The sequence below is a fragment of the Azospirillum brasilense genome, assembly GCF_008365405.1.
Classification (GTDB): Bacteria; Pseudomonadota; Alphaproteobacteria; order Azospirillales; family Azospirillaceae; genus Azospirillum; species Azospirillum brasilense_D.
Map to the genome: position 1 here is coordinate 1 of NZ_QOKV01000014.1, position 16,244 is coordinate 16,244.

Genomic DNA, 16,244 nt, shown 5'->3' on the forward strand with positions numbered 1-16,244 from the left:
GGCCGGCGTCCTTGAGCTTCTTCTTGAGCGCCTGGAAGATCTCCGACCCCATGCGGATGGCCTCGGCGGCGCTCTCCGCGCCGACCGGCATGACCATGAACTCCTGGATGTCGATCGGGTTGTCGGCGTGGGCGCCGCCGTTGATGATGTTCATCATCGGCACCGGCAGCAGGTTGGCGAACGCGCCGCCGACGTAGCGGAACAGCGGCAGGGCAGCCTCTTCCGCCGCGGCCTTGGCGACGGCGAGCGAGACGCCGAGGATGGCGTTGGCGCCGAGCCGGCCCTTGTTGGGGGTGCCGTCCAGCTCGATCATGGCGAGGTCGAGGGCGCGCTGGTTGGAGCCGTCGAGGCCGGCGATGGCGTCGTAGATCTCGCCGTTGACCGATTCCACGGCCTTCAGCACGCCCTTGCCGCCGTAGCGGCCCTTGTCGCCGTCGCGCAGTTCCACCGCCTCGTGCGCGCCGGTCGAGGCGCCGGACGGAACGGCGGCGCGGCCGAAGGCGCCGGATTCGAGCAGGACGTCCACCTCGACGGTCGGGTTCCCACGGCTGTCGAGGATCTCGCGGGCGTGGATTTCGGTAATGGCGCTCATGTTTGTCCTTCCTCCGCGTTGCGCGCGTCCACCGGATGATCTTTCCAGGCGGATGATCTTTCCAGGCGAAAAAGAAGCGCGCGGGCTTGATAGCCTTGCGTGAGGGGGGATGCAAGGCCGCTGGGGCGCAAACACTCGGGGAAAGACGCCCAGACGGCGAAGCACCCTATCCGGTTGTGCAGCGCACCTGCTTCCAAAGTCGCATAGACCATCTTGTCCAGCACTCGTAGCGTTCTAACGTTCGCTAGCGGGGACCGCCCGCTGCGGGCGGGACACACCCCAAGGCCAATCCAAGTGCGGAGGACCCATCCATGAAGACCTGGCGCAAGCCCCAGATCGTCGAAATCGCCGTCGGCACCGAAATCAACGCCTACGCCTGCGCCCGCCTCTGAGCGCTGGCCAATTTCCATGCGTGACGACCGCCGCCTGATTCGGGCCGCCTAATTAGGAAGGGCACACCATGCTGACGATCCTTGTCCTTGGCTCCGCGGCAGGCGGCGGTTTTCCGCAATGGAACTGCAACTGCGACGGCTGCCGCCGTGCCCGCTCCGGCGACCCGGCGGCCCGCCCGCGCACCCAGTCGTCGCTCGCCGTCAGCGGCGGCGACGGACGTTGGCTGCTGCTGAACGCATCGCCGGACATCGGTCAGCAGATCCTCGCCAACCCGGCGCTGCACCCGCAGACCGCTGTGCGCCACAGTCCCATCGCTGCGGCGGTGCTGACCAACGCCGACATCGACCATGTGGCGGGCCTGCTGACGCTGCGCGAATCCCAGCCGCTGGCCGTCTACGCCACCGACCGGGTGCACGGCGTGCTGGAGGCGAACGCCGTCTTCCGCGTGGTCAATCCGGAGCTTGCGCCGCGCCGCGCCATGGCGCTGGACCGGCCCTGGGTTCCCGCCGACGCCACCGGCACGCCCTTCCCCTTCGAGATCGAAGCCTTTGCCGTGCCCGGCAAGGTCGCGCTCTATCTGGAAGACCCGTCCGCAGCCGGCTTCGGGTCGGTGGCGGAGGACACGGTGGCGCTGCGCATCCGCGACCGCAACGGCGACGGGGAGTTCTTCTACATCCCCGGCTGCTCGGCCATGCCCGATTGGCTGGCCGACCGGCTGCGCGGGGCGCCGCTGGTGCTGTTCGACGGCACCACCTGGACCGACGACGAGATGATCCGCGCCGGCACCGGCAGCAAGACCGGCCAGCGCATGGGCCACATGGCCATGTCCGGCCCTGACGGCTCCATTGCTTCCTTCGTGGGGCTGGGCGTGCGGCGCAAGGTCTTCGTCCACATCAACAACACCAACCCGGCCTTGCTGGACGACTCGCCCGAACGGGCCGCCGCCGAGGCCGAAGGTTGGGAGATCGCCCACGACGGGATGGAGTTCACGCTATGACGTCAGCGCTGTCGCGCGAGGACCTGGAACGCGAGTTGCGCGCCATCGGCGAGCGCCAGTACCACGACCTCCACCCCTTCCACAAACTGCTGCACGGCGGGAAGCTGAAGCGCGGGCAGGTCCAGGCCTGGGCGCTGAACCGCTTCTACTATCAGGTCTGCATCCCCAAGAAGGATCTGGCCCTGATGGCGCGGATGGACGATCCGGCCCTGCGCCGCATCTGGATTCAGCGCGTGCTCGACCATGACGGCTTCGGCGAGAGCCGCCAGCGCGAGGAGGGCAAGGTCGGCGGGATCGAGCGCTGGCTGCGTCTGACCGACGGGCTGGGGCTGGACCGCGACTATGTGACCTCGCTGACGGGCATCCTGCCGGCGACCCGCTACGCCGTGGATTCCTACGTTAACTTCGTGTCGAGCAAATCGACGCTGGAGGCCGTCGCCTCGTCCCTGACCGAGCTGTTCGCCCCGGCCATCCACCGCGAGCGCATCGCCGGGTTCGAGGCCTATTACGCCTTTGCCAACGACGCCACCCTGTCCTATTTCCGCAAGAGGCTGGACGAGGCGCCGCGCGACGTCGAGTTCGGGCTCGAATACGTGCTCGACAACGCCCGCACGCCGGAGCAGCAGCAGCAGGTGATCGCCGCGCTGCGCCACAAGGCGGAGCTTCTCTGGGCACAGCTGGACGCGCTTCACCACGCCTATGTGTCCCCCGGCCTGATCCCGCCCGGCGCCTTCGTGCCGGACGACATGGAACCGCCGGTCTACGCGCGATGACGGACGGCGTGCGCGAGGAGGACCGGGTTCGGCTGGCCCCCGGCGTCATGCTCCGCCAGGACCGGGTGCGCGGCCACTGGCAGCTTCTGGGACCGGAGCGCGTGCTGATCCTGGATGAGGTGGCGCTGGAGGTGGTGCGGGCCGTCACTGCACAGTCTCCGGAAGGACAGCCTCCGGTGACGGTGGGCGCAGCCATCGCGACGCTGGCCGTGCAATTCGACGCGCCGCGTGAGGAGATCGCCGCGGACGTGTTGGAACTGTTGGGCGACATGATCACGAAGGGGTTCCTGAACCGATGACCTTCTGTGGCGCCACGACCGCACTCGAACCGCCGCTGGCCCTGCTGGCGGAACTGACGCACCGTTGCCCGCTGCGCTGCGCCTACTGCTCCAACCCGCTGGCGCTCGACCCGGCCAGCCGCGAGCTGGACACCGCCGCATGGTGCCGCGTGCTCGACGAGGCGGCCGACCTCGGCATCATCCAGGTGCATTTCTCCGGTGGCGAGCCGACGGCACGCAAGGACCTGGAAGCGCTGATCACCCACGCCACCGGAGTTGGGCTCTACGCCAACCTCATCACCTCGGCGGTTCTGCTCGACCGGGCACGGCTGGAGCGGCTGCGCGACGCCGGGCTCCAGCATGTGCAGATCGGCTTTCAGGACACGGTGCCGGCCAAGGCCGAACTGATCAGCGGCTTCCCCGGCGGCCAACCGAAGAAGCTGGAGGTGGCGCGCGCGGTCACCGACGCCGGCATGGCGCTGACCGTCAACGCCATCGTGCAGCGCCACAACATCGACCGGGTGGACGACTTCTTCGACATGGCGCTGGAGCTGAAGGCCGGCCGGATCGAAATCGCCAACGTCCAGTATTATGGCTGGGCGCTGAAGAACCGCGCCGCCCTGATGCCGACCCGTGACCAGCTGATCCGCATGGACGAGCGCGTGCGCGCCCGCCTGCCGGAGCTGAAGGGCCGGCTGGTCGTCGATTACGTGGTGCCTGACTATTACGCCAAGCGCCCCAAGGCCTGCATGGGCGGCTGGGGCCGCAAATTCCTGAACGTCACGCCCAGCGGTTCGGTTCTGCCCTGCCACGCCGCCGAGACGATCCCCGGCATGAGTTTCGACCGGGTGACGGAGCGCCCGCTGGCCGACATCTGGGCCAACTCCGCCGCCTTCCAGCGCTACCGCGGCACCGACTGGATGCCGCAACCCTGCCGGAGCTGCGACCAGAAGGAGATCGACTGGGGCGGCTGCCGCTGTCAGGCGCTGGCGCTGACTGGAAACGCCGACAACACCGACCCGGTGTGCGACCTGTCCGAGCATCACGGCTTGCTAGCCAACATCGCCGCCGAGGATGGCGGCACGGCCGAGGCACCGATCACCTACCGGAGCTTCAGCCTGTAGAACCATCCCTGTAGAGCCATCGTAGCCCTCTCCCCTCCGGGGAGAGGGTGGCCCGGAGGGCCGGTGAGGGGGATGCGCGTGGCGATGCGTCCGGCAAAAGCGCACCCCCTCACCCTGACCCTCTCCCCAGAGGGGAGAGGGGATTGCTCATTTCTTCGGGGCCGTTGCCGCCGAGGCGCTGGTTTTCGAACCGCCGACCGCGGCTATGTGGCCCTTGATGTCGTCGTAGACGTTCTGCGGGACGATCTTCTTGCTGACCAGTTCGTCCTTGGAGCGGTAGGGGCGGTTCTTCACAATGGCCTCGGACCGCGCCTCTCCGATTCCCGGCAAGGTCTGAAGCTCATCCTTGCCGGCGGTGTTGAGGTCGATGACCTTGGCCTTCGCCGCCCCCGTGGACGAGGACGCCCCGCTGCCCATCGGCGGAGCCGTGGTGCTGCCGCTGGTGCCCGGCGGCATGGCCGGCTTGGCCTGCGGCATCGGCGTGGTCGAGTGGGTGGATGAGGACGGCGCGGTCGATTGCGCGAGGGCGGGAACGGCGATCATCGCGCCGACGCTGGCGAAAGCGGCGATGGCGCACAGGCGGATCGGCTTCATGGCGTTGCTCCATGGCTTTATCCGCAGGCGCTCCACCATAAGCGCGGCGCCCGCGGTGCCTGGGCAACGCCGGGACCGGCACGCCGTTCCCGAACCTGTCCTTTCGTCAAGCCCTCTCGTCAGGCCTTCGCCAGACGGTCGAAGGCCTGGAGGCGCGCCAGCAGGGCCGGCATGTCCTTCAGCGGGACCATGTTCGGGCCGTCGCTGGGGGCGCAGTCCGGATTCTCGTGGGTCTCCATGAAGACCGCGGCGACGCCCACGGCGATGGCGGCGCGGGCCAGCACCGGAACGAACTCCCGCTGGCCGCCGGAGGTGGTGCCCTGCCCGCCCGGCTGCTGCACGGAATGGGTGGCGTCGAAGACCACCGGGAAGCCGGTCTCCGCCATGATCGGCAGGGACCGCATGTCCGACACCAGCGTGTTGTAGCCGAAGCTGGCGCCGCGCTCGCACAGCAGCACCTTGTCGTTGCCCGACGCCACCAGCTTCGCCGCGACATTCTTCATGTCCCAGGGGGCGAGGAACTGGCCCTTCTTCACATTGACCGCCCGGCCCGTCTTGGCGGCGGCGATCAGCAGGTCGGTCTGGCGGCACAGGAAGGCGGGGATCTGAAGGACGTCCATCACCTCGGCCACGGCGGCACACTGGTCGGCCTCGTGAACGTCGGTGATCACCGGGCAGCCGAAGCGCTCCTTGATCTCGGCGAAGATCGGCAGCGCCTTGTCCATGCCGAGGCCGCGCGCCGTGCTGATGGAGGTGCGGTTGGCCTTGTCGAAGGACGACTTGTAGATCAGCCCGATGCCCAGCGCGCCGGTCATCTCCACCAGCGCCGCCGCCGTCTCCAGCGCGTGGTCGCGGCTTTCCATCTGGCACGGGCCGGCGATCAGGGTGAAGGGCCGGTCGTTGGCGATGGTCAGGGTGCCGATCTGGACGGTCTTGGCGGTGGTCATCCCGTGCTCTCCAAAAAGCAATGCGAGGGGACGCATGCCAATGCCCCCTCGCGCTGCTCCTTCCTTCCCAGATATCGGCGATCCCGGTCAACCGGAATGGCGTCAACCCAGATGCTGCTTGAAGAAGGCTGCCGTGCGTCCGTTGGCGAGATTCGCTGCCTCGGCGTCGAAATGGGCGCCGCCGGCGCGGGCGAAGGCGTGGTCCACATCCGGATAGACGTGGGCGGTGACGTTCGGGTTGCCCTTCACCGCGGCCAGAATCTTCTCCCGAGCCTCCGCCGGGACGAACTGGTCCTTTTCGGCGATGTGCATCAGCAGCGGCTTGGTGATGCTCGCCGCCTCGCCGGCCAGCCCGTCGAGCCCGACGCCGTAATAGCTGACATTGGCGTCGGAATCGGAGCGCGCCGCCATCATGTAGGCCAGCCGGCCGCCCAGGCAGTAGCCGACCGACCCGGCCTTGCCGGTGCAATCCGGATTCTGGCGCAGCCACGCGAGCGTGGCCTTGAGGTCGTCCACCGCCTTGTCCTGGTCCATGCCGTTCATCAGGGCGAAGGCGCGGTTCCATTCCTCCTGGGTCTTGTCGGTGATCTGGACGCCCGGCTCCTGCCGCCAGAACAGGTCCGGACAGACGGCCAGCCAGCCCTGGGCGGCGAAGCCGTCGCACAGGTCGCGCATGACCTGATTGACCCCGAAGATTTCCTGGATGACGACGAGTCCCGGCGCCGGCCCGCCGCCCGCCGGCTTGGCCACATAGGCGGAAAAGCTGCCGCCGTCGCCGGCGGGAATGCTGATGTCGGTCATGGTTGTGTCCCTTCCCTTGGTTTCTTTCCTGGCCCGTAACGCAAAAGCGGCGGCCGTTGGCTCGGCCGCCGCTCTCACTATACCCACGGGAAACCCGGAACCGGAACACGCGGGGGAGGAATGCCCTCCCCCGTATGGTCACATCACACCAGACGGCTCTGCTCGATCGCCGCCTTGATGAAGGAGGTGAAGAGCGGGTGCGGGTCGAAGGGCTTGGACTTCAATTCCGGGTGGAACTGCACGCCGATGAACCAGGGATGGTCCGGGATCTCGACGATCTCGGGCAGTTCGCCGTCCGGCGACAGGCCGGAGAACAGCAGGCCGACCTTCTCCAGACGGTCCTTGTAATAGACGTTCACCTCGTAGCGGTGGCGATGGCGCTCGGTGATGTCGGTGGTGCCGTAGACCTCCGCCACCTTGCTGCCGGGGACCAGCTTCGCCGGGTAGGTGCCGAGCCGCATGGTGCCACCCAGGTCGGTGCCTTCCGTGCGCTTCTCCAGGCTGTTGCCACGCATCCACTCGGTCATCAGGCCGACCACCGGGTTGCCGGGCTTGCCCAGCTCGGTCGAGCCGGCGTCGACGATCCCGGCCATGTTGCGGGCTGATTCGATCACCGCCATCTGCATGCCGAAGCAGATGCCGAAATACGGCACCTTGCGCTCACGGGCGAACTGGGCGGCGCGGATCTTGCCCTCCGTGCCGCGCGAGCCGAAGCCGCCCGGCACCAGGATGCCGTGGACGTTCTCCAGCCGCTGCACCGCGCTGTCGTCCTCGAAGATCTCCGAGTCGATCCAGTCGAGCTTGACCTTCACGTTGTTGGCGATGCCGCCGTGGGTCAGCGCCTCGGCCAGCGACTTGTAGCTGTCGAGCAGGCTGGTGTACTTGCCGACGACGGCGATGGTCACCTCGCCCTGCGGCTTGCGCACGCGCTCGACGATGCTGGTCCAGCGCGACAGGTCCGGCTTGCCCTCGGTCGGCAGGCCGAAATAGGCCAGAACCTGGGTGTCGAAGCCTTCCTCGTGATAGCTGACCGGCACCTGATAGATCGAATCGACGTCCAGGGCGGCGATGACGCGCTCCGGACGGATGTTGCAGAACAGCGCGATCTTGCGGCGCTCGTTGTCCGGGATCGGGCGGTCGGCGCGGCAGAGCAGGATGTTGGCCTGGATGCCCATGCCCAGCAGCTCCTTCACGGAATGCTGGGTCGGCTTGGTCTTCAGCTCGCCCGCCGTCGGGATGTAGGGCAGCAGGGTCAGGTGGATGAACAGGGCGTTCTCCGGACCGACCTCATTGCCGAACTGGCGGATGGCTTCCAGGAAGGGGGTCGACTCGATGTCGCCCACCGTGCCGCCGATCTCGCAGAGAATGAAGTCCTCGTCGGTCGTCTCGGCGCCGATGAAGTCCTTGATCTGGTCGGTGACGTGCGGAATCACCTGCACGGTCGCGCCCAGATAGTCGCCGCGGCGCTCCTTGGCGATCACGTTCGAATAGATGCGGCCCGTGGTGATGTTGTCGCCACGGCGCGCGGCCACGCCGGTGAAGCGCTCGTAATGGCCGAGGTCGAGGTCGGTCTCAGCGCCGTCGTCGGTCACATAGACCTCGCCGTGCTGGTACGGGCTCATCGTGCCGGGGTCCACGTTCAGGTACGGGTCCAGCTTGCGCAGCCGCACCTTGTAGCCGCGCGCCTGGAGAAGCGCCCCAAGCGCCGCCGACGCCAGACCTTTGCCCAGCGAGGAAACGACGCCACCGGTGATGAAGATGTAGCGAGTCATGTCCGTCCGAAGACCTTCAGAGCCTGATCCGTTCCCCGAGTTCGGACCGTCTCCCGGGCGCTGCCCAGATCGACGATCCTCAAAAGAAAGAGGCGGCTTCGGGGGAGGCCGCCTCACGTCAGACCCGGCCGGAGCCGCGTCGCGTTGTGCCGGGCCGCTGTTACTGGGCGACCGGCGGAGCGGGCTGCGCCGGCGTGGCCGGCTGGGCGGGAGCCGCCGGGGCCACGGGCTGGGCCGGCATCGTGTCGATGATCGAGGTCGGCGCCCGGTGCGCGCCCGCCAGGACCGCCAGGACCAGGCTGGTCGCCATGAAGCAACCCGCCAGGATGCCGGTGGTCCGCGTCAGCAGATTGGCGGTGCCGCGGGTGGACATCATGCCCCCCATGTTGCCGCCGCCGATGCCGAGACCGCCGCCTTCCGACCGCTGGATCAGGATGACCCCGACCAGCGCCAGGGCGATCAGCAGGTGAATGACCAGAAGCACCGATTCCATGCAGCCCGTTCCCTTGATCCCTTCCCGGAGCGGTCCGCAGGGACCGCCCAAACCAACAGCGCGCCACGGACCTTGGCAAGGGCCCGTGGCGCGCGCCCACTGTTTTTAACGCGGTCCTGCGCGATATGCTAGCGGCAACTGGTGGCGATCGCCCAGAAATCGTCCGCCTTCAGCGCGGCGCCGCCGACCAGCGCGCCGTCCACATTCTCCACCGCCATCAGTTCCGCCGCGTTGCCCGGCTTGACCGAGCCGCCGTAGAGCACGCGCACCGCGTCGGGATCGGCGGTCTTGCCGGCCAGCTCCGCCCGGATGTGGGCGTGCATCGCCTTGACGTCGTCGGGAGTCGCGGTCTTGCCGGTGCCGATGGCCCAGACCGGCTCGTAGGCGATGACGGTGTTCGCCGCGGTGGCGCCCTCCGGGATCGAGCCCTTGAGCTGGCTGGCGACGACGGCGTTGGCCTGCCCGGCGTCGCGCTGGGCCTCCGTCTCGCCGACGCAGATGATGGCGATCAGCCCCGCCTTGTGGGCGGCGGCCGCCTTGGCGGCGACCTGCGCGTCGGATTCGGCGTGGTCGGCGCGGCGCTCCGAATGGCCGAGGATGACGTAGCGGCAGCCGGCGTCGGTCAGCATGGCCGGGCTGACGTCGCCGGTGTGCGCGCCGGAGGTCTTGGCGTGGCAGTCCTGCGCGCCGAGCGCCAGCGGGCTGCCGGAGATGGCGTCGCCCACCGGGAACAGCAGCGGGAAGGGCGGGCACACCAGCATGTCGAAGGCGACCGTCCCGGCCCCCGTCAGGCGCCCGGCGAGGTCGGAGGCGAGATCCAGCCCGTCGGCCTTCAGCCCGTTCATCTTCCAGTTCCCGGCAATCAGTTTGCGGCGTGCGGCCATGGCGTTTTCGTCCTCCGGCTCTCGTTTGTTGGTGTGGGTGTTCGTTTTCAAAGTGCGCCCCCTGTCTAGCAAGGAGCGACTGGCATTTCCACCCGTCCAACGGGTTCTTTCCGATGGGGAATCGCGGGGGAAATGGGGTGTTGCCGGGCTTTCGCGGGGTGCCTATGATGCCGCCCCGGCCGCAGGGCCGCCCATTGCGCACTCACTTCGGGTCCCATGCTTCAGTTCATCCGCACTTACGCCGGTTCGTGGGTCGTCAAGATCCTGTTCGTGCTCCTCATCGTCAGCTTCGCGGCCTGGGGCATCGGCGACATGATCCGCACAGGCGGGATCTCCAGCACCGTCGCCTCCGTCGGCAAGGTGGAGATCGACCGGGCGGAGCTGGACCAGGAGTTTCGCCGCCAGATGGAGCGGCTGCGCCCGATGGTCGGTGGCAACCTGACGACGGAACAGGCGCGCCAGTTCGGCCTGCTCGACCAGTCGCTGTCGGCGCTGGTGCAGCGCGCGCTCTACGATCAGGCCGCGCGCGACGCCGGGATCTCGGTCGGCCCGGACGTGGTGCGCCAGCGCATCGCCGAGGAGCCGGCCTTCCGCAACGCGCAGAACCAGTTCGACGCGGCCCAGTTCCGCAGCGTGCTGCGCAACAACCAGCTGACCGAGGACGGCTACGTCGCCCTGCTGCGCCGCGAGACCGCGCGCGAGCTGGTCGCCGGTGCGGTCGGCGCCGGGGTGACCCCGCCGAAGCCGCTGGTCCAGGACCTCTACCGCTTCCGCGGGGAGCGCCGCGTGGCCGAGGTGGTCACCCTGCCCAACGCCGCCATCGGCGATGTCGGCGTGCCCGACGAGGCGGAGCTGACCCGCTATTACGAGGACCATCAGGTCCGCTTCACCGCTCCGGAATACCGCGCGCTGAGCATCGCCCAGCTTTCCGCCGACGAGATCGCCAAGGACATCCAGATCCCCGACAACGAACTCCGTGCCGCCTACGACGAGCGCGCCGACGAACTCGGCACGCCGGAGCGCCGCACGGTGGGGATGGTCCTGGCCGACGACGAAGCGAAGGCGAAGCAGATCGCCGAGGCCGCCAAGACGAAGGGCCTGACCGCCGCCGCCAAGGACGCCGGGACCGACGTCATCACGCTCGACAACGTCACCCGCAACGAGCTGCCGGAGATCGGCGACGCCGCTTTCGCGCTGGCCCAGGGTGCGGTCAGCGACGCGGTGCGCAGCGGGCTGGGCTGGCATGTGCTGACGGTCACCGCCATCCAGCCGGGCGCCACCAAGACCTTCGAGGAGGCCCGCGACCAGCTCCTGGCCGAGCTGCGCAAGGAGAAGGCGATGGACTCGCTCTACTCCATCGCCAACCGGGTCGAGGACCAGCTCGCCAGCGGCGCTCCGCTGGAGGAGGTCGCCCAGGCCCAGTCGCTGCCCATCGCCAAGATCGCCGCGGTCGACAGCAGCGGCAAGGCGCCGGACGGCAAGGACGCCGCCCCGGGCCGCCCGAACTTCGCCGCCATGGTGCAGACCGCCTTCCAGCTCGCCTCCGGCGCCACCTCGAACCTGACCGAGGCCCCCAACAACGTCTTCTACGCCGTGCGCGTCGACGGCGTGACGCCGGCCGCGCCCAAGCCGCTGGCCGAGGTGCGCGATCAGGCCGTCGCCGGCTGGCAGGACGACAAGCGCGCCAAGCTGGCCGCCGAGAAGGCCCAGGACATCGCCGCCAAGCTGAAGCAGGGCTCGGAGGCCGCGGCGCAGGACGTCGCCAGCCAGTCCGGCGCCAGCTTCGCCATGACCACGCCCTTCACCCGCGACGCCCGTTCGGTCGAGGGCCTGCCGGGCGATCTGGTGCGCAAGCTGTTCGAGGGGAAGCCCGGCGAGACGGTGACCGGCGCCACCGCCGACAGCCAGGTCGTCGCCCGCCTGAAGGAGATCATCCCGGCGGACCCGGCGGCCAGCGACGCCACGCTGGCGACCGTGGAGAGCACCGTCGCCCAGGGGCTGGAAAGCGACATCATGGCCCAGTTCGGCAACGCGCTGCGCAACAGCTACCCGGTCGAGGTTCACCGCAACCGCATCGACCAGTTCTTCGCCAGCGGCAACTAACCCCACTCAATCGCCCCACTCAGCCGAGGCCCGTCCCGTGAAGGTTCAGCCGGAATTCGCCGCCTTCCACACCGCTTATGAGGCCGGCAAGCCGCAGGTGGTGTGGACCACGCTGGTCAGCGATCTGGAGACCCCGGTCTCCGCCTACATGAAGCTGGCCGACGGGCGCCCCTACGGCTTCCTCTTCGAATCGGCGGAGCGCGGGGCGGGATCGCGGCGCGACCGCTACTCGGTGATCGGCTTCAAGCCCGATCTGGTGTGGCGCTGCCGCCGCGACCGGGCGGAGGTGAACCGCAACGCCCTGCACGACCGCGACGCTTACGAGCCCATCGACACCGCCCCGCTGGAGTCGCTGCGCGCCCTCATCAACGAGAGCCGAATCGACCTGCCGGACGCCCTGCCGCCGATGGCCGCCGGCCTGTTCGGCTACCTGACCTACGACATGGTCCGGCTGATGGAGCGGCTGCCGGACGACAACCCGGACGAGCTGGGCATCCCCGACGCCATCCTGTCCCGTCCCAGCATCGTCGCCATCTTCGACAGCCACACCGATTCGGTGACGCTGGTCACCCCCGTCTGGCCGAAGCCGGGCGTCGATGGCAACGCCGCCTATGGCGACGCCCGCGAGCGTCTGATGGACGCGGTGGCCGATCTGGAGCGCCCCCTGCCCTACCGGCGGGAGCCGCGGACCAAGGACGGGTTGCCGCTCGCCTGGACCTCCAACACGACGCGCGAGGAGTATCACGCGATCGTGGAGCGGGCGAAGGAGTACATCCGGGCCGGCGACATCTTCCAGGTCGTGCCGTCCCAGCGCATCCGCTTCCCCTTCAAGCCGTCGCCGCTGGCGCTGTACCGCACGCTGCGCCGCCTGAACCCGTCGCCCTTCCTGTTCCACTGCGACTTCGGCGAGCTGTCGGTCGTCGGCTCCAGCCCGGAAATCCTGGTGCGCGTGCGCGACGGCAAGGTGACCGTCCGTCCCATCGCCGGCACCCGCAAGCGCGGCGCCACGGCGGCGGAGGACCAGGCGCTGGCCGAGGATCTGCTGAGCGATCCCAAGGAACTGGCCGAGCATCTGATGCTGCTCGACCTGGGGCGCAACGACGTGGGCCGAGTGGCGCGCACCGGCACCGTCAAGGTGACGCAGAAGATGATCGTGGAGCTGTACAGCCACGTCATGCACATCGTCTCCAACGTCGAGGGCGATCTCGACCCGAAGCACGACGCGCTGGACGCCCTGATCGCCGGCTTCCCGGCCGGAACCGTGTCGGGGGCGCCGAAGGTCCGCGCCATGCAGATCATCGACGAGCTGGAAAAGGCCCGCCGCGGGGTCTATGCCGGCTGCGTCGGCTATTTCGGCGCGTCGGGCGCCATGGACACCTGCATCGCGCTGCGCACCGCCGTGCTGAAGGACGGCATGATGTACGTGCAGGCCGGCGGCGGCGTGGTCGCCGACAGCGATCCGGAGGCCGAGTATCAGGAGACCGTCAACAAGTCGATGGCCCTGATCCGCGCCGCGGAGGAAACCGTCCGCGAGACCTCTGCCCGGTAAGGACCGCATGCCCCTCGATGCGCTGCTGCTGCCGCTGATCGTCAAGATCGTGGCGGCGGCCCTGGTCGTCGTCGCCGCCTCGCTGGCGGCGGAGAAGGCCGGCCCCTTCTACGGCGGCATGATCACCGCCCTGCCCGTCTCCACCGGACCGGCCTTCGTAATGCTCGCGATGGAGCATGGCGATCCCTTCGTCGCGGACGCCGCCCTGTCGGGAATGGTCGGCAACGCGACCATCGTCCTCTATCTGGCGCTTCTGGTGCGGATCGCCCCGCTCTGGAGCATGCCCGCGACGGTCGTCTCCAGTTCGGCCTTCTGGATCGCCGTGGCGGCCACCCTGCGCTCCGCCGTCGATTGGACTCTGCCGCTGGCGCTGCTGCTGACGCTGGCCTGCTACGGGATCGCCGCCTGGGCGGTGTCCGCGCCGATCCCGCAGGACAAGACGGTCCGGGTGGCGCGGTCGCGCTGGTACGACATCCCGGCCCGCGCCGGCCTGGTCGGCCTTCTGGTCGCCACCGTGACCACGCTCAGCCACAGCATCGGGCCGGCGGCCACCGGCATCGCCGCTGTGTTCCCCATCGCCCTCACCAGCCTGACGGTGATCCTGCACGGCCGCCTGGGCGGCGGCGTGGTCGCCGCGGCGATGCGCAGCGCGCTGCTGACCAACCCCGGCCTCGCCCTGGCGCTGACCACCGCCCATCTGCTGGCCGAACCCGCCGGACGGTTCGTCGCGCTCGGCGTCGCCCTGGTGGTGTCGCTGTCCTGGGCCGGCGGCCTGCTGGTGTGGCGGCTGCGCCGTCCTCCGGCGGCCTAAGTCTTTCTCAGGCCTAAGTCTTCCTCACGCTTGGCCGCTGAAGTCGAAGCCGGCGCCTTCCACGGCCTTCCTCACCGTTTCCGGGGCGACTCCGCCCTCCACCGCCACGGTGCCGGCGTCCAGGTCCACCGTCACGGCGGCGCCCGGCGCCAGCTTGCCGATGGCGTTGGTGACGGAGCGGGCGCAGCCGCCGCAGGTCATGCCGCCGACCTTGTAGGTGTCAGCCATGGAACTCTCCTCAAGCGGGACCGGCGGTCACCCGCCGGCGTGATGGGCGCGCACGACGGCGCTGACCGGAACCAGGACGAAGCCGCGTTTCTGCACCTCCGGCATCCAGGAGGCGAGTGCGTCGATTGTCGCATCGTGCGGGTGGCCGATGGCGATGGCGTAGCCCTGCTTGCGCGCCACCTGCTCCGTCTTGGCGAGCTGGCCGCGCACCGCGGACACGGTCATCTCGTTGTCCAGAAAGATGTCGCGTCCGGCGAAGGGCATCTGAAGTTCCCGCGCGAGGGTCAGGCCGGCGCTCTTCGCGGTGGTCCGGCTGTCCAGCCACAACAGGCCGCGCCGCGCGATCTCCCCCAGCACGGGCGCCATGGCCGCGGAATCGGCGGTGAAGCGGCTGCCCATGTGGTTGTTCACCCCGACATAACCGTCGAAGCTGTCCAGCGCCGCCTTGGTCCGACGCAGGATCTCCCCCTTGTCGAGCGACACGCGCAGCGCCAGCGGCCCCGGATCGGCGGAGCCGCTGGGTTCCATGGGAAGATGCAGCATCAGCTCGTGTCCGGCGGCGCGGGCGGCGCGGGCCTGGGCCGGCAGCTCGTGGGCGTAGGGCAGCCAGGCCAGCGTCAGCGGCGCCGGCAGCGACACCGTGCGGTTCGAGCGCTTGCGGTCCACGCCCATGTCGTCGATGACGATGGCGATGGCCGGCTTGCCCGGCGGGGCCCGGAAGGGCAGCGCGTTCTTCTTCCACAATGGTGAGCCGGGAGCCACCTTGGGCGGTTCCGCCGGGACCATGGGAGGCGGCAGCATCGCCACCACCGGCTTCGGCGTCAGGACCGGCGGCGGGGGCGGTGCGGGAACCGGAACGGGGGCCAGAGCCGGGGCCTCGGTCACCTGCGGAGCCGGAGTCGGCGCGGGAACCGGCGCCGGAGCGGGTTCGGCCTCGCGAACCGGAGGCGGGGGCGGTGCCTCCGCGACCTTGGGGGGTAGGGGCGCCTTGATCGGCGCGGCCGGGGCGATGACCGGCGCCTCCCGCTCCACGACGGTCTCCGTCTCCGGCGCGTCGCGCCCGATGATGAAGCGCGCGCCGAGCGCCACCGCGAAGACCGCGATCACACCGGCCAGCGCCAGCAGGACCGGCGAGATGGCACGCCCCGATGCCGTCCGTCCCGATGCAGCGGCCGGTGTTTTCGGTGATGGCTTCCGTGCCGCGGCTTTCTGGGGCTTGCGCGGCGATTTTCTGGCCATGGAAAGGAATCTCGAACCCTGGTTTCCGGTTTGCGCGCAAGGTGGCACCCCCGCACCGTCCCTGCAACAGCGGAGCGGGGTGGAGGTCTCCGCCGGCTGGGACTATGCTGTGACCCGCCATGCTTCGCGCCCTACCCCTCCTGGCCGTCCTCACCGCCGCCGCCGCGCCGCCGGCCCTCGCCGACGAGGTCCGCTGCCCGCCCAGCCTGACCGTGCAGGCCCAGCCGGAGGCGCCCGGCGGCTGGTCGCCCTACCCGGCGAAGGACCAGCACGCCTTCGCCGGCGTCGCTCTGGTCGAGGGCGACCGGACGGCGCAGATGACGCCTCCCTCCCTGCCCGCCGCCCCGGCGGGGCTGGAGCCGGACCGCAGCCTGCGGCGGGGCCGCTCGGAAATCCGACAATGGGACTTCCCCGCCGCGCGGCGCGACAACGTCTTCCTGATCTGCCGTTACAATGGAACGCAGGCCACGCTGGCCATCGACCTGCCGCGCACCGTGCGGCGCTGCCAGATCACCGAGGAGACCGACGCGCGCGGCATGGTCCTGGACAAGCCCGCAATGGCGCCACAGTTCCTCTGCCGCTGATTCTCCGCCAAGTCGAGGTTCGGACGGGCTGGAAATCCATGGCCTCAGCCGCTAGGGTACCCGCCTTGGAACAAGGCCGGAA

The 16,244-nt window shown here is 69.3% G+C and carries 19 protein-coding genes; 9 read left to right on the plus strand and 10 right to left on the minus strand.

The window, feature by feature from the left end; translation table 11 throughout:
• On the minus strand, positions 1-592 hold a 592-nt coding region (eno, locus tag DS837_RS19925), incomplete at its 3' end, for a phosphopyruvate hydratase (protein WP_425599263.1).
• Positions 589-816, minus strand: a complete 228-nt coding sequence (locus tag DS837_RS19930) for a hypothetical protein (RefSeq protein ID WP_149166366.1) — start codon at positions 814-816, stop codon at positions 589-591. The genes DS837_RS19930 and eno, both read right to left, overlap by 4 nt.
• 87 nt (positions 817-903) lie before the next feature.
• Here DS837_RS19930 and pqqA point away from each other — a divergent pair, with 87 nt between their 5' ends.
• The 5 genes from pqqA to pqqE all read left to right on the plus strand — a co-directional run bounded on the left by pqqA (position 904) and on the right by pqqE (position 4,157).
• Complete coding sequence (gene pqqA / locus DS837_RS19935; protein ID WP_014240199.1) at positions 904-984, plus strand: pyrroloquinoline quinone precursor peptide PqqA; 81 nt, start codon at positions 904-906, stop codon at positions 982-984.
• Between the two features lie 68 nt (positions 985-1,052).
• A complete protein-coding gene (pqqB, locus tag DS837_RS19940; protein WP_149166367.1) occupies positions 1,053-1,982 on the plus strand; it encodes a pyrroloquinoline quinone biosynthesis protein PqqB in 930 nt (309 codons plus the stop codon).
• Positions 1,979-2,755, plus strand: coding sequence for a pyrroloquinoline-quinone synthase PqqC (gene pqqC / locus DS837_RS19945; RefSeq protein WP_149166368.1), 777 nt, complete (start codon positions 1,979-1,981; stop codon positions 2,753-2,755). The genes pqqB and pqqC overlap by 4 nt, the downstream gene beginning before the upstream one ends.
• Complete coding sequence (locus tag DS837_RS19950; RefSeq protein ID WP_149166369.1) at positions 2,752-3,054, plus strand: PqqD family peptide modification chaperone; 303 nt, start codon at positions 2,752-2,754, stop codon at positions 3,052-3,054. The genes pqqC and DS837_RS19950 overlap by 4 nt, the downstream gene beginning before the upstream one ends.
• On the plus strand, positions 3,051-4,157 hold the full coding sequence (pqqE, locus tag DS837_RS19955) for a pyrroloquinoline quinone biosynthesis protein PqqE (RefSeq protein ID WP_149166370.1): 1,107 nt from the start codon (positions 3,051-3,053) through the stop codon (positions 4,155-4,157). The genes DS837_RS19950 and pqqE overlap by 4 nt, the downstream gene beginning before the upstream one ends.
• 147 nt (positions 4,158-4,304) lie before the next feature.
• Here the strand turns inward: pqqE and DS837_RS19960 are convergent, their stop codons facing one another.
• From DS837_RS19960 to tpiA, 6 genes are all read right to left on the minus strand, one after another.
• Positions 4,305-4,751: a ComEA family DNA-binding protein gene (locus DS837_RS19960; RefSeq protein ID WP_149166371.1), complete on the minus strand. Its 447-nt coding sequence runs from the start codon at positions 4,749-4,751 to the stop codon at positions 4,305-4,307.
• 119 nt (positions 4,752-4,870) lie between these two features.
• Positions 4,871-5,698, minus strand: a complete 828-nt coding sequence (kdsA, locus tag DS837_RS19965) for a 3-deoxy-8-phosphooctulonate synthase (protein ID WP_145678189.1) — start codon at positions 5,696-5,698, stop codon at positions 4,871-4,873.
• A 102-nt stretch (positions 5,699-5,800) separates the two neighbouring features.
• On the minus strand, positions 5,801-6,499 hold the full coding sequence (locus tag DS837_RS19970) for a dienelactone hydrolase family protein (protein WP_149166372.1): 699 nt from the start codon (positions 6,497-6,499) through the stop codon (positions 5,801-5,803).
• A gap of 143 nt (positions 6,500-6,642) precedes the next feature.
• Positions 6,643-8,271 carry a CTP synthase gene (gene pyrG, locus DS837_RS19975; RefSeq protein ID WP_149166373.1) on the minus strand — a complete coding sequence of 543 codons (1,629 nt, stop codon included), beginning with the start codon at positions 8,269-8,271 and terminating at the stop codon, positions 6,643-6,645.
• 160 nt (positions 8,272-8,431) lie between these two features.
• Positions 8,432-8,764 (minus strand): preprotein translocase subunit SecG, encoded by a 333-nt coding sequence (gene secG / locus DS837_RS19980; protein WP_059398736.1) that lies wholly within the window; start codon positions 8,762-8,764, stop codon positions 8,432-8,434.
• A 128-nt stretch (positions 8,765-8,892) separates the two neighbouring features.
• Positions 8,893-9,648: a triose-phosphate isomerase gene (tpiA, locus tag DS837_RS19985; protein ID WP_109071900.1), complete on the minus strand. Its 756-nt coding sequence runs from the start codon at positions 9,646-9,648 to the stop codon at positions 8,893-8,895.
• A gap of 216 nt (positions 9,649-9,864) precedes the next feature.
• Between tpiA and DS837_RS19990 the strand changes: the two genes are divergently transcribed.
• Genes DS837_RS19990 through DS837_RS20000 form a run of 3 tightly spaced genes read left to right on the plus strand, consistent with a single transcriptional unit; the run spans position 9,865 to position 14,111 of the window.
• Positions 9,865-11,751: a SurA N-terminal domain-containing protein gene (locus DS837_RS19990; protein WP_149166374.1), complete on the plus strand. Its 1,887-nt coding sequence runs from the start codon at positions 9,865-9,867 to the stop codon at positions 11,749-11,751.
• A 37-nt stretch (positions 11,752-11,788) separates the two neighbouring features.
• Positions 11,789-13,300, plus strand: coding sequence for an anthranilate synthase component I (gene trpE, locus DS837_RS19995; RefSeq protein ID WP_149166375.1), 1,512 nt, complete (start codon positions 11,789-11,791; stop codon positions 13,298-13,300).
• Between the two features lie 7 nt (positions 13,301-13,307).
• Positions 13,308-14,111, plus strand: coding sequence for a hypothetical protein (locus tag DS837_RS20000; protein WP_149166376.1), 804 nt, complete (start codon positions 13,308-13,310; stop codon positions 14,109-14,111).
• Between the two features lie 24 nt (positions 14,112-14,135).
• Here DS837_RS20000 and DS837_RS20005 read toward each other — a convergent pair whose 3' ends face one another.
• Entirely contained in the window at positions 14,136-14,339 is a 204-nt protein-coding gene (locus tag DS837_RS20005) for a heavy-metal-associated domain-containing protein (RefSeq protein WP_149166377.1), read from the minus strand.
• 27 nt (positions 14,340-14,366) lie between these two features.
• The gene (locus DS837_RS20010; RefSeq protein ID WP_247890043.1) at positions 14,367-15,578 is read right to left on the minus strand and encodes a divergent polysaccharide deacetylase family protein; all 1,212 of its coding nucleotides are present in this window, start codon (positions 15,576-15,578) and stop codon (positions 14,367-14,369) included.
• A 119-nt stretch (positions 15,579-15,697) separates the two neighbouring features.
• Between DS837_RS20010 and DS837_RS20015 the strand changes: the two genes are divergently transcribed.
• Complete coding sequence (locus tag DS837_RS20015) at positions 15,698-16,162, plus strand: STY0301 family protein (RefSeq protein WP_149166378.1); 465 nt, start codon at positions 15,698-15,700, stop codon at positions 16,160-16,162.
• The last annotated feature ends 82 nt before the right edge of the window (positions 16,163-16,244 follow it).